The following is a 14112-nucleotide window of genomic DNA, read 5'->3' as shown; positions in this document are numbered from 1 at the left end:
ACCAGGTGAAGAAAAACCAGGCGAAGAAAAACCAGGTGAAGAAAAACCAGGCGAAGAAAAACCAGGTGAAGAAAAACCAGGCGAAGAAAAACCAGAATTAAAAGATGAATATGACACATACGAAGAAGCAGAAGCAGCAGCTAAGAAAGCTTTAGAAAATGATGATATAAACAATGCATATACAATAGCACAAAACAGTAATGGTAAATATATTTATTCATTATATATCGACAACAGTGATATAGGTGAAGCACCAGAAGATAGTAACCAATATATTCAAGATGAATTCGCATTCAGAACTAAAGAAGAAGCTGAAGAAGCAGCTAAAAAAGCTTTAGAAAATGAATTATTAAACCCTGGAAAAATCAACAATGCATACGAAGTAACACAAAGAGCAGATGGAAACTGGGAATATGTATTAAAGATTGAAGACAAAGAAGACGAAGAAAAACCAGAAGAAGAAAAACCAGGCGAAGACAAGCCAGTTGATGAAGATGCAAAGAGAGAAGAAGAATATCAAAAAGCAGCAGAATTACAATATGCTAAAGAAGCTGCAATCAAAGAATTAAAAGAAGCAGGAATCACTTCTGAATATCTATTCAACTTAATCAACAAAGCAAAAACAGTAGAAGGCGTAGAATCATTAAAAAACGAAATCTTAAAAGCACACGCTGAAAAACCAGGCGAAGAAAAACCAGGTGAAGAAAAACCAGGCGAAGAAAAACCAGGCGAAGAAAAACCAGGCGAAGAAAAACCAGGTGAAGATAAACCAGGTGAAGAAAAACCAGGCGAAGAAAAACCAGGTGAAGATAAACCAGGTGAAGATAAACCAGGCGAAGAAAAACCAGGTGAAGATAAACCAGGTGAAGATAAACCAGTTGATGAAGATGCAAAGAGAGAAGAAGAATATCAAAAAGCAGCTGAATTAGAATATGCTAAGGAAAATGCAATCAAAGAATTAAAAGAAGCAGGAATTACTTCAGACTTCTTCTTAGACCAAATCAGAAAAGCAAAAACTATAGAAGGCGTTAATGCTTTAAAAGATGAATTAATTAAATCACACAAAGAATCAAACCCAGGAATCACAATCGATGAATGGTTATTAAAGAACGCTAAAGAAGACGCAATCAAAGAATTAAAAGAAGCAGGAATCACTTCTGACATATACTTTGATGCAATCAACAAAGCAAAAACAGTTGAAGGCGTAGAAGCATTAAAGAATGAAATCTTAAAAGCTCATAAAAAAGATGAAAAACCTGGTGAAGGACAAAAACCAGAAGACAAAAAACCTGGTGAAGATAAAAAACCAGAAGACAAAAAACCTGGTGAAGATAAAAAACCAGAAGACAAAAAACCAGGTAAAACAGATAAAGATTCTCCAAAGAAAAAAGAAAAAGCTAAATTACCAAAAGCTGGTAGCGAAGCTGAAATCTTAACATTAGCAGCAGCAGCTTTATCAACAGCAGCAGGTGCTTACGTTTCACTTAAAAAACGTAAATAATTAATCTTTCTCAGAGAAGATTTATAAAAATGGGACCAGAAATGGTCCCATTTTTTAATGCGAAAAACTGATACATTTTCTTGTATCAGTTTTTTTATGCTTATTTTCTTGTGAGTATGTCCAAGTTTGTCGTATAATCATCTATCAAAAGTCTGGCGAGTTTCGCTTTTTGGATTTTGTCTTCGATGCTTTTCTTGGATTCCAGTGTTGTGATTTTTTGATTATTCGCAAGTATTATGTGTCCTGTTTTTATTTCTTCGATGGATTCGATGTTGAACAGTCCATAACTTCCATCGTTTTTGGATATTGGTTTTCTGACTTTGATCATGCAGTACGTTCCGTTTTTAAAACAAATAGGAGGATTTTTGGTTATGTTCAAGGATTTTTTGATTAATTTCTTGGATTCTGTGATGTCTATTAATTGGTTGCGGGCGATTTTTTTGATGCAACAATCCATTGAACAATAATTGGTAGTGGTGAAATCATTAAAATAAAGTTGGACTGCATTGCCGATATTGTCTACGTATATCGGAATGATTGCTTGTAATTGTTTCATTGATTCTCCTTTTATTTTATGATAATTTTATTATAACAGAACATACGTTCTCATTCAAGCGTTTTCAATTTGAATTTACAATGAATTGGTTTGTTTTGTGAAGAATGATGATGATTTTTTACAAAATAGTCGAATAGTTCACGCTATTACTATCTGTTTTGGTGTGGTTTTACGTTTCATTCTTGATTAATAAAATCTTATTATCGATTGTAAAATTGAGTAAAAGGAGATGGAAATCATGAATTTTGATGAGATAGATTATATTGTGAATAACAAAATTTTGAATGATAAGAGAATTTACAAGGCTTTTGAGCCGTTGATTATTAGTAGTATAAAAAAATATTATGATAGGACGGATATTTTTGAGGAGCTTGTGGATGATGGCAAGACTGAGATTATGTATGCGATTATGGAGTATGATGGTTCGAAGAAGGTTCCGTTCAATTATTATTTGAAGCAGAGGTTGAGGTTTTTCTATTTGAAGAAGAATCCTAGAAGGAGCGTTTCGTCGTTGAATTATACTAATGAGGATGGAGATGAGGTGATGAATTTGATTGAATCTGATGAGAATATCGAACAGGATTTTGAGGATAGGTTGGAGATTAAAAGGCTTTATGAGAAGGTGCGTAAGCTTCCTGAAAAGCAACAGAAGATTATTTATGAGAATTTTCTTCGTGAAAAAAGCGCGAGGGAGATTTGTAAAGAATTGAATATGAAACAGTCGACATTCTACAATACGAGAAGCAAGGCTTTGGAAAATTTGCGCAAGATGTATTGAGCTTTGGGTGTGGAGTGGTGGGTTAATATAGATGGAATCGGTGGATTCCATTTTTGTTTGTGTGGAAATATTTAATTGTATGCGTGGTGGTGCGTGAATTTTCGTGATTTGTGGTATATTATAATAAGTATATATTTTAATGAGGGGGACATGGTGGATATTTTAGAGTTGATGCACAAGAGGCATTCTGTTAGAAAATACATAAATGAAGAGATTGATTCTTCTGTGAAGAAGATTATTGAACAGAAGGTTGACGAGGTTAATCATGAGTCGAATTTGAATATAAGGGCTGTGTTTGATGATAAGGAAGGTTTTAATTCAAAGCTTGCCAAGTACGGAAAGTTTGAGAATGTGAATAATTTTCTGATTATGAAGGGTGTAGGCAATGATTTGAGCGAGACTTGCGGATATTACGGCGAGAAGCTTGTGATGGAACTTATGAATTTGGGTTTGGGTTCGTGCTGGGTTGCTCTTACATATAATAAGAAGAATATTAAAAAATACATAGAACCAAACGAAAACTTGGTAATTGTGATTGCGTTCGGTATTCCTCAAAACTGGGGTTACAATCACAAGAGTAAACTTCCAAGACAAGTGTCAAATGTGAGTGATAATTCGCCACAATGGTTCAAGGATGGTGTCGATTGTGCACTTAATGCTCCGACTGCGATTAATCAACAAAAATTTATGTTGACTTTGGTTGATGATAAAGTTAAGGCAAAGGCGAAATTTGCTCCGTCAGCAAAGGTTGATTTGGGAATTGTGAAATACCATTTCGAAGTGGGAAGTGGCAAGGATCATTCCATATGGATATGATTTAATTTTAGAATCAAAACAAAAAATCAAAATCAAAAGTCAAAGATAAAATTTAAAAGTCAAAGAAATTGCAAAGATTGAAAATACTATTGATTATGCACTCGTAAGGGTGTATAATAATATCAAGGTCAAAGAAAGTCAAAAACAAATTATGGGAGGTTTTTTATGGAATATAAAGATTATTACAAAGTTTTGGGGGTGGATAAAAAGGCGAGCTCCCAAGAAATTAAAAAAGCATACCGAAAACTCGCCAAGAAATATCACCCTGATTTAAATAAAGGCGATGAGAAATCACAAGAAAAATTCAAAGAAATCAACGAGGCTTACGAGGTTTTGGGTAACGAAGATAAGCGTAAAAAATACGATATGTTCGGATCAAATTATAATTTCCAAGGCGGACAAAACTTCGATCCGAATGCGTACGATTTTGGAAATTTCGGAGGATTTGGCGGATTTGGGAAAAATTCTGGTTCGTACACTTACACAACAGGTGGAAGTGGCGGAGGATTCTCGGACTTTTTCAATGCGTTTTTCTCGGGTGGACAAGGTAGCGGCGGAGGATTTTCCGATATTTTCGGTGGTTTCAAAAATGCTGGAAGAAAATCACAACCAAGGCAAAGATATGACACAGATATTTCCGTTTCCTTATCAGATATCTACAACGGTGTAGAAAAAAGATTGGGACTTATGATTGGAGATAAAAGTGTCAACTTGAATTTGAAAGTTCCAAAAGGGATTTTGCCTGGTAAAAAGATTAAGGTCAAGGGCGAAAAGTTCGGAGTTGACGGGGACATTTACGTGAAGATTAACCTGGTTGATGTGTACAACAAGCTTGAAGATCACAATATCATCAAGAAGGTTGAACTTAAACCATGGGAAGCTTATTTTGGGAAATCCATCAATGTTGAAACGATTAGTGGCGAAAGAATCAAGGTTAAGATTCCGAAAAATATCAAGGCTAATCAAAGAATTAGAATTAAGGATAAGGGATTTGTGGATATGAAAGGTGTCAAAGGGGATTTGTATCTTGAAATTTCCATTGTAAATCCTACAAAATTAAACGAAGAACAAGAAGAATTATACAAAAAATTATACGATATTTCTGAATAATGTTAGGAGGTAAGGATTATGGATTTAAACAAATTCACACAAAAATCTGTTCAAGCAATTCAAGATGCGCAAAATACTGCGATAAAATTGGGCAATCCAGAAGTTACGGATGTTCATTTGAGCTATGCGTTGTTGTCTGATTCAGATTCAATAGTTGCAAAGACTATTCAAAAATTGGGCGCAGATTACAAAAAAGTTGTGAGCGCTTTTAATAAAAAAATAGATTCTCTTCCTAAAAACGACAGTCAATCGAGTGTGTATCCAAGCACTGCTTTCCAAAGAATTTTGTTGAAAGCAGAGGACGAAGCTAAGTCAATGGGAGACAGTTTCGTGTCAGTGGAACATATTTTTATGAGTATTTTAGGAGAAAAAAACACTGTTAGTGCAGTTTTGTTGAAAGATTATAATGTCAACAAGCAAAACTTTGCATCTAATTTGAAGGATTTGAGGGGAAATCAAAAGATAGATTCTGATAATCCAGAAGATACAACTGATGTGTTGACAAAATACGGTCGTAATTTGACTGATTTGGCGAAAGAAGGCAAACTTGATCCAGTTATCGGTCGTGACGATGAAATCAGACACAGCGTTAGGATTTTGAGTCGTAGGACGAAGAACAATCCAGTGTTGATTGGTCAACCTGGTGTTGGTAAGACTGCGATTGTGGAAGGTTTGGCGCTTAGAATTGTCAATGACGATGTTCCAGAAACTTTGAGAAACAAATCTATTTTTGCATTGGACATGGGAAGTTTGATTGCCGGTGCGAAATTCAGAGGAGAATTTGAAGAAAGATTGAAGGCTGTTCTAAAAGAAGTGGCAGAATCTGACGGCAAAATCATTATGTTTATCGACGAAATTCACACTTTGGTCGGAGCTGGAAAATCAGAAGGCGCAATGGATGCAGCAAACTTGTTGAAGCCAATGTTAGCACGTGGTGAAATAAGAACAATCGGCGCTACAACGTTGGATGAATATAGAAAATACATCGAAACAGATGGCGCGTTGGAAAGAAGGTTCCAAAAAGTTTTGGTTGAAGAACCTTCAGTAGAAGACACGATTTCGATATTGCGTGGTATTAAGGACAAATACGAGATTTATCACGGAATTAAAATCACTGACAATGCTGTAATCGCTGCGGCAACTTTGTCGGATAGATATATTACTGACAGATTTTTGCCAGACAAGGCTATTGATTTGATGGACGAAGCAAGTGCTATGGTTAGAACTGAGATTGATTCTATGCCTGAAAGCATCGACGAAACTAAGAGAAAAATATTGCAACTTGAAATCGAACGTGCTGCTTTGAACAAAGAAGACGATGAAATGAGTAAAATCAGACTCGAAAATTTGGAAAAAGAATTGCAAGATACTAAAAACGAGTTTGATGCGATGTATATGGAATGGACTCAACAAAAATCCAAGGTCGACGAAATCAAGGACACAAAATCTGAAATCGAAGCCGTAAAACACGAAATGGAAGAAGCTCAAAGAAAATATGATTTTGAAAAATTGTCTGAATTAAAATACGGAAAATTAGTTGAACTTGAAAACAAGCTTGAAGAATTGAACAAGAAAATGGACGAAGACGACAGTTCAATTATAAAAGAAAGCGTAACTGAAGATGAAATCGCAGAAGTTGTGAGCAAGTGGACATCAATTCCTGTGACAAAATTAGTGGAAACAGAACGTGACAAGATTTTGAATATGGATAAGTTGTTACACAAGAGAGTTGTGGGACAAGATGAAGCTGTAACTGCTGTGACTGATGCAATCATCAGGGCTAGAAGCGGTTTGAAATCGCTCAACAGACCAATCGGTTCATTTATATTCCTTGGACCAACTGGTGTTGGTAAGACAGAACTTGCAAAAGCTTTGACTGAAAATATGTTTGATGACGAAAAGAATTTGATTCGTATTGATATGTCAGAATATATGGAAAAACACGCAGTAAGTAGACTTGTCGGAGCGCCTCCAGGATACGTTGGCTACGATGAAGGTGGTCAACTAACTGAAGCTGTCAGAAGAAAACCATACTCAGTGATTTTGTTCGACGAAATAGAAAAAGCACATCCAGATGTGTTCAACATTTTGTTGCAAGTTTTGGATGACGGACGTTTGACAGACAACAAAGGTAGAACTGTCGACTTCAAAAACACGATCATTATTATGACAAGTAACATTGGCTCGATGGATTTGATTGAAGGAATTGACGACAGCGGAAATATTTCTGATGAAAGCAGAAATTCTGTAATGGATGAATTGAAAGTGCGATTCAAACCAGAATTTTTGAACAGAATAGACGATATCGTAATGTTCAAACCTTTGACAAAACAAGACATCTACAAGATTATTGAAAAACAAGTTTCATTGTTGCAAAAACAATTGGAAGACAGACAAATCACTATCGAAATCGACGAATCCGCAGAAGATTTGATTATCTACAAAGCATACGATGTATTGTACGGTGCAAGACCAGTTAAGAGATATATCGAATCCAACGTCGAAACAAAACTCGGACGTGAATTGATAAAAGGTACTGTAACTGACAAAGACACTGTCGTTATTACAAATGTAGATGGTGAATTGGGAATTAAAAAGAAATAGATTTTGGAGAATAGGCAACGGGGGTTGCCTATTTTTTTTAAATTGTAGCACTCATAATAAAAGCTCGTAACTAAGCGAGTCATCTGGAGAAAATTGTGCCAAATTCAATCGAAGAAATTCGTTAAAAAATCTCATTGTCTGAGTGCGTAGCACGAGTTTGAGATTTTAGAATTTCGAGATTAGAATTTGCCAATTTTCGTAAGCCAGACGATGCGTGTTACGACTTTTATTCCGTATCCTTGTGCCGCGACTTTATTTCCGCTACCATAACAAAAAATGGAAAAATTGTATAACGAGGGAGAAAATTGCCAACACTATATATATTAATAGAAAAGCAGAAAAACTGATTTGCACGAATATCTGGCTTACAAAAATAAAAAAATCCTAACGCTCATGCCCCTAAAATCTCAAGTGCGCCTTCGGCTGGCACGAGTGAGATTTTTGACGGGTCATTTCGCTTGGATTTTTGATTATTTTCTCCAGACGATATTCTTAGCAAATGCAGTAATCTGCTTTTATTTCATGGACAAGCTTTTGAAATTATCACAGCAAGAATCAAAAGAGGGAGTGCGCAAATCGGTTTTGCACTTTTTGATAGCATACGCAACTTCAAAATCCTGCAACTTTGAACCTATCTACACGCCCCTTATAGCAAAAATCAACATTTCTTGTTACAATATTATTAGAGACAAATGATTTATGGCGTAAAATTATAACACGAGGAGTGACAATGAAGGTAAGAAAAGCGGTTATTCCTGCGGCGGGTTTTGGTACGAGGATGCTTCCTGCATCGAAATCTGTTCCGAAGGAGATGCTTCCAATCTACGACAAACCAACTTTGCATCATATTGTAAAGGAGGTTGTGGATTCTGGAATTACGGATATTTTGATTATTATAAGCAAGGATAAGGGATCTATCGAGGATTATTTTGATGTGAATTTCGAATTGGAATACGAATTGAACAAGAAGTCTTCGGAGATATCACGAGAAATTCACGAGCTTTCGAAGATGGCGAACATTTACACTATTAGACAGAAGAAGAAAAACGGTCTTGGAGATGCGATAAAATACGCAGAAAGTTTTGTTGGTGATGAGCCTTTTGCGATTTTGTTGGGTGATGATATTATCTACAATACTTCTGATGAGCTTCCTTGTATCAAACAAATGGCTGATATTTACGAAAAGAAAGAGGCGCCGGTTTTGGGTGTGCAAGAAGTTTCGTGGGATGATGTCGATAAGTACGGGATTGTGAATGGTGTGAAGACTTCGGATAGAATTACTGAGGTTGAGTCGTTGGTTGAAAAACCAAGTCGTGAAGAGGCTACAACTAACTTGGCAATTCTTGGAAGATACATTGTAACGCCAGATATTTTTCCGATTCTTCACGAAACAAAACCTGGCAAGAATAACGAAATTCAATTGACTGATGCTTTGAACAAGTTAGCCGAAAAACGCAAGATGATTGCGTATGATTTTATCGGCAAGAGATATGATGTAGGTAACAAGCTTGGTTTTGTGAAGGCTACGGTTGATTTTGCACTTCATGATGAGAAAATAAAGGACGAATTGTTGGAGTTTTTACGAGAAAAATAATTATTAGCTATTGGCACAAGGTGTCAGTAGCTTTTTTTTATTTGAAAATAATTTATTGTGATAAAATATTACAGAGGTGTGTTATGAATATTGCAATCGTAGATGACGAAGAAAATATAAGAAATTTGTATGCAAAATACTGCGAAGAATGGGCGGATATCAACAAAATCGATTTGAAGACTAAGCTTTTTTCATCTGGTGAGAATTTTATATTCAATAACGATGAAAATGATTATATAGATATTTTGTTGTTGGATGTTGAGATGAAAAAAATTAATGGCGTGGAATTATCCAAGAGAATTCGTGAGAAAAATTCCGATATTCAGATTATTTTCATAAGTGGTTATCCAGAATATATCGGATACGGATACGATGTCAATGCTTTGAATTTTTTGATTAAGCCTATAAAAAAGGAGAAACTTTTCGAACTTTTGGACAAGGCGACCAATCAAATGAACAATAAGGAGAAGTTCATTATCGTAAAAGACAACGGGATTAATACGAAGATTTTGTTGAAGGATATCTTAAGTTGTATTTCGGACAAAAATTACGTGGATATTTTTGCACAAAATAAAAGTTACAGAATTAGGATGACGTTGACACAACTATTGGATATGTTGGATGATAGGTTTTTCAAGGTGAGTCGTTCGGAAATTATTAATATTGAAAAAATCGCAGAAACAAAGAAGGATTATGTTTTGTTGGAAGATGATAGCAAATTTTTGTTGTCAAAGGCGAAGTTCAACGAGCTTAACAGAAAAATTATTGAGTTTTATTAGGTGAGATATGAGATTTTTGAGTAAAATTAGGATTTTATTTTCAAAAAAAGATATTTTTGAATATCAACAACAACTGTTGAACACTCATTATCAAGAAGTGGAGAATATGTACCGCGATATCAGAAAATTTCGCCACAATTACAGAAATCACTTGCAAACTTTGCGCTCTTTTGTTGCTGAAAATGATATGGAATCTATCAAGAACTACTTGGATAATTTGGATGAGAATTTGCATTCAATAGCACCTGTGATTAGAACTGGAAATAGGATGGCGGATGCTATTTTGAATTCCAAGATAACTATGGCGACTAATGAAAATATAAAATGCATTGCCGACTGCAAGATTTCGAATATTTTGGATATAAAAGATATTGATTTGGCGACGATTATTGGGAATTTGTTCGACAATGCGATTGAATCGGTGAGAAATTTGACAGAAGAGGACAGATTTATCAGGATTTATATGGATATGAAGGGCAATAAATTGTACATTTCATTTACTAACAAGACAAGTAGCAAAAAACAGGAGAAGTTTGGCAGAATTTTCAAATCGACAAAGGGCGAGAACAGAGGTCTGGGACTTATCAGTATCGACGAAATCGTCGACAAATACGACGGTTACATCAACAGAAATTCAGAGGACAATGCTTTTACGACGGAGATTTTGATATAGTCATCCCTGTTTTTGATGTGCTTATCCCTAAAACGTAAATACGAGAGTATTTCGGTTAATATATTATTGGGAGGTAGTTATGAATAAAAAATATTCTACAAATGATAATATAAAATTTATGTTCAATCTTGCGTGGAACAACCAAAAAAGTTTGATTTTCATTCTGATAATTATGGCTATCACGACTGCTGGAATTGATATTTTACAGTTGTACTTTACTCCACAAATTATCAAAATGGTTGAAAATTCACAAGATTTCACAACAATTATGCTTACTGTTGTTGTGTTTGCGGTTTTGATTTTCGTCTGTTCAGCGACAAAAGAGTCGTTGGATTTGAGAATATTGTCCAAGAAAATCTACATAAGAAGTATTTTGATGAATCAATGTATAGAAAAATTCTTGTCGATGGATTATGAGATGACATTGGACAAGAATGTGTTGGATATATCAGAAAAGGCGAACACAAATCTAAAAGGAAATGATGTAGCGACGGAAAATATCTGGCTTACGATGAAAGACGTTTTGTATTTATTAATCAGCACAAGTGTGTATTTGATTTTACTTGCAAGGCTTCCTATTTTCATAATTTTGGTGTCGATTATCGCTAGTTTGATTAGTTTTCTGTATTCAAAAAAATTTAAACAATGGAAGTACGATAATAGGAAAACTCAGGCTAAATTTGAGAAGGAATTCAACTACATTTATTCAGTGAGCAGTCAAGAATACGCAAAAGATATCAGAATGTTTGGCCTAGGAAATTGGCTGGACGATATATACGACAGCGTTTTTGTGTTGTACGATGATTTCTTGAACAAAATGGGCAACAAAATGTTGATAGCAGATTTCTTGGATTGCGTGTTCAACCTTTTGAGGAATTCCGTTACATATTATTATTTGATAAATTTTGCAGTGAATGGCAAAATCGATGCCAGTATGTTTTTGTTGGCTTTTTCCGCACAAACAAAATTCGGCTATGATGTTCAAAGATTGTTCAATTTTCTCAGTGTGCTTTTTATGGAAGCGAAGGACATCGCAACTGTAAGAGAGTTTGTGGATTTGGAAGAAAAGTTCAAAAAAGACGGAGGAATCGAATTAAATCCTGATGATGATATTACGATAAAATTCGAAAATGTGGGATATAAATATCCAGGTAGTGACGAATATGTATTGAAGAATGTGAACTTCCAAGTCAACCCACAAGAAAAGGTCGCTGTTGTTGGACTCAATGGATCGGGGAAAACTACGTTGATTAAACTTTTGATAGGATTTTTGGATCCAACAGAGGGTCGTGTGCTTGTCAATGGAATTGATTTGAGAGAACTCAACAGAAGAAAATATTACGAGATTTTCTCTGCGGTGTTCCAAGATTATTCGATATTGCCAGAAACTATTTACATGAATGTAACTCAATCAAAATCTACAGATGATGTGGAAGGCGTGGAAGAAGTGTTGAAATTAGCAGGTCTTTACGACAAGGTTAAGGAATTTCCAAATGGTGTATTCAACACGATTGAAAAATATATCTACCAAGATTCACCGGTTTTATCGGGTGGAGAAACTCAAAAACTACTTCTTGCGAGAGCTTTGTACAAGAATTCGAAGTTTTTGATATTAGATGAGCCAACAGCAGCGCTTGACCCATTGGCAGAAAGGGACTTGTACAACAAATACAATGAACTAACGAAAAACCACACATCGATTTTTATTTCTCATAGAATGGCTTCGACGAGATTTTGCGATTACATTTTGTTGATTGGAAATAACGGGATTGAAGAACGTGGAACTCACGAAGAATTGATGGAAAAAGGTGGAACGTACAAGTATTTGTTCGACACTCAAGCGAAATATTACAGGGAGGACTACAATGCAAAAGAATCTTAAACTATTCAAAGATACTTGGAGTGTTTTGTGGAAAAATTACAAAAAACTAATCATCAACTACACTCTTAACTGTTTATTCTCAGCAGTTTTCCCGTTAATTAGTATTTACGCATCTGCTAGAATGATAGATGGAATTGTCAACAAGATGCCTGTGCGATTTGTAGGTAAATGGGCAGTAATTGCTTTGTTGTCAGTGTTTTTCATTCAAATTATTATCGCCTTGACGAATAAAATCCAAAACACATACAATGACAAGAAATACGAGATATTTTTTCATATTTTATCCGAAAAATACAATGAATTGGATTACAAACAATCCCAAGATACAGAAATTATTGGAGAAAAATCGAATATAGAACAAAACATAAACTTCGGTGAATTCGGAATTATAAGAGTTCTTTACGCATACGATATGATATTGGAGTCTTTATTGGCGATGATAGGTAGTTTGGTGTTGTCGTATCAATTTCTCATTACAAGCTGGAACGCACCAGAAAGTTTTTCGTTTCTAAATAGCGTCTGGATAAATGTTTTGTTGATTGTAGTGGTTGTATTTTTATCGTGGATTTCACAGAAAATTAACGCAAAACAATTTGAAATTTGGCATAAAATAAATGAAGAAGGAAAATTTGGAAATCGAGTGTTCTCATTTTATTGTTCTAGGATGAGAGATCAATATAGAATGCTTGATACTAGAATGTATCGTCAATATAATATTGCATCTAATATGCTTAATGAATGTGGGGTTTTCAATCCTGGTGGAGTTTTTGACAGAATTATGTCGACAGAAGGTGTCACATACAAAATACTCAGCGAATTTTTCTCGAAATTACAAGTTTTGTTGATTTATCTTGTTGTAGTATCCAAATCATTACTTGGTGCTATTTCAATAGGAATGCTCAGCCAATATTTGGGAAGTTTGATAAATTTTACGAGCAATTTGTCGAAATTCTTGGAAGGCGTTGCATTGTACAAAGGTAACACTCCGTACGCAGAACTTACGATGGATTATTTGCACAAAAAATCGGAGTTTTACAATGGAAGTTTGACTACGGAAAAAAGATCCGACAAAAAATACGAAGTCGAATTCAAAAATGTCAGCTTCAAATATCCTGGAACTGACAGTTGGGTATTGAAAAATATCAATTTGAAATTCGACCTTGGGAAAAAATTGGCGATTGTAGGGCAAAACGGTTGTGGCAAGACTACTTTTGTGAAGTTGTTGATTAGATTTTACGATGTTACTGAAGGGGAAATCTTGTTGAATGGAATTAACATCAAAAAATACAGATACGATGAGTATTTGAAAATATTCTCAGTTGTGTTCCAAGATTTTAATTTGTTCGCATATCCATTGGCGCAAAATATCGCTTCGGGAATGGATTACGACAAAGAAAAAGTAGTTCAATCGCTAAAAGATGTTGGGATGTACGATGATGTTCAAAAATGGGACAAGGGGATCCAAACTTATCTGTACAAAGATATCGACGAAAATGGAATTAGCGTTTCCAAAGGTCAAGAACAAAAAATCGCTATCGCAAGAGCATTGTACCAAGACAGTCCGTTCTTGATATTGGATGAACCGACTGCGAGCCTTGACCCTATAAGTGAGGCGGAAATTTACGAGAAATTGGGCGAAATAATCAAAGATAGAACTGCAATTTTTATCTCACACAGGTTGTCTAGTTGCAAATTCTCCGACAAAATTATCGTGTTCGACAAAGGAGAAATTGCTGAAACTGGAGATCACGATAGCTTGATTTCCAAGAAAGGAATGTACAAGAAATTGTGGGATGCACAAGCGGAATTTTACGTATAG

The 14112-nt window shown here is 35.2% G+C and carries 11 protein-coding genes; 10 read left to right on the top strand and 1 reads right to left on the bottom strand.

Translation table 11 applies throughout. The features are described 5' to 3' along the window. A partial coding sequence (locus DES33_RS07380) for an albumin-binding GA domain-containing protein (protein ID WP_146199872.1) occupies window positions 1-1501 on the top strand: 1501 nt, incomplete at its 5' end. A 100-nt stretch (window positions 1502-1601) separates the two neighbouring features. On the opposite strand, the gene DES33_RS07375 is transcribed toward DES33_RS07380, so the two are convergent. Beyond that, entirely contained in the window at window positions 1602-2057 is a 456-nt protein-coding gene (locus tag DES33_RS07375) for a hypothetical protein (protein ID WP_110058550.1), read from the bottom strand. A 238-nt stretch (window positions 2058-2295) separates the two neighbouring features. Between DES33_RS07375 and DES33_RS07370 the strand changes: the two genes are divergently transcribed. From DES33_RS07370 to DES33_RS07330, 9 genes are all read left to right on the top strand, one after another. Further along, window positions 2296-2835, top strand: coding sequence for a sigma-70 family RNA polymerase sigma factor (locus tag DES33_RS07370; protein WP_110058549.1), 540 nt, complete (start codon window positions 2296-2298; stop codon window positions 2833-2835). Window positions 2836-2985: 150 nt separating this feature from the next. Then, entirely contained in the window at window positions 2986-3651 is a 666-nt protein-coding gene (locus DES33_RS07365) for a nitroreductase family protein (RefSeq protein WP_110058548.1), read from the top strand. A gap of 165 nt (window positions 3652-3816) precedes the next feature. Next, the gene (locus tag DES33_RS07360) at window positions 3817-4761 is read left to right on the top strand and encodes a DnaJ domain-containing protein (RefSeq protein ID WP_110058547.1); all 945 of its coding nucleotides are present in this window, start codon (window positions 3817-3819) and stop codon (window positions 4759-4761) included. An 18-nt stretch (window positions 4762-4779) separates the two neighbouring features. Then, the gene (gene clpB / locus DES33_RS07355; RefSeq protein ID WP_110058546.1) at window positions 4780-7365 is read left to right on the top strand and encodes an ATP-dependent chaperone ClpB; all 2586 of its coding nucleotides are present in this window, start codon (window positions 4780-4782) and stop codon (window positions 7363-7365) included. Window positions 7366-8095: 730 nt separating this feature from the next. Continuing rightward, window positions 8096-8959, top strand: coding sequence for a UTP--glucose-1-phosphate uridylyltransferase GalU (gene galU / locus DES33_RS07350; protein ID WP_110058545.1), 864 nt, complete (start codon window positions 8096-8098; stop codon window positions 8957-8959). An 83-nt stretch (window positions 8960-9042) separates the two neighbouring features. Continuing rightward, window positions 9043-9738 carry a LytR/AlgR family response regulator transcription factor gene (locus DES33_RS07345; protein WP_110058544.1) on the top strand — a complete coding sequence of 232 codons (696 nt, stop codon included), beginning with the start codon at window positions 9043-9045 and terminating at the stop codon, window positions 9736-9738. Window positions 9739-9745: 7 nt separating this feature from the next. Beyond that, window positions 9746-10411 (top strand): sensor histidine kinase, encoded by a 666-nt coding sequence (locus tag DES33_RS07340; protein ID WP_110058543.1) that lies wholly within the window; start codon window positions 9746-9748, stop codon window positions 10409-10411. A gap of 79 nt (window positions 10412-10490) precedes the next feature. Beyond that, window positions 10491-12293: an ABC transporter ATP-binding protein gene (locus DES33_RS07335; RefSeq protein ID WP_110058542.1), complete on the top strand. Its 1803-nt coding sequence runs from the start codon at window positions 10491-10493 to the stop codon at window positions 12291-12293. Next, window positions 12277-14112: an ABC transporter ATP-binding protein gene (locus DES33_RS07330; RefSeq protein WP_110058541.1), complete on the top strand. Its 1836-nt coding sequence runs from the start codon at window positions 12277-12279 to the stop codon at window positions 14110-14112. The genes DES33_RS07335 and DES33_RS07330 overlap by 17 nt, the downstream gene beginning before the upstream one ends.

It is taken from the genome of Finegoldia magna (genome assembly GCF_003182075.1).
GTDB classification, from domain to species: Bacteria; Bacillota; Clostridia; order Tissierellales; family Peptoniphilaceae; genus Finegoldia; species Finegoldia magna.
This window is presented reverse-complemented; position numbering and strand designations above follow the sequence as displayed.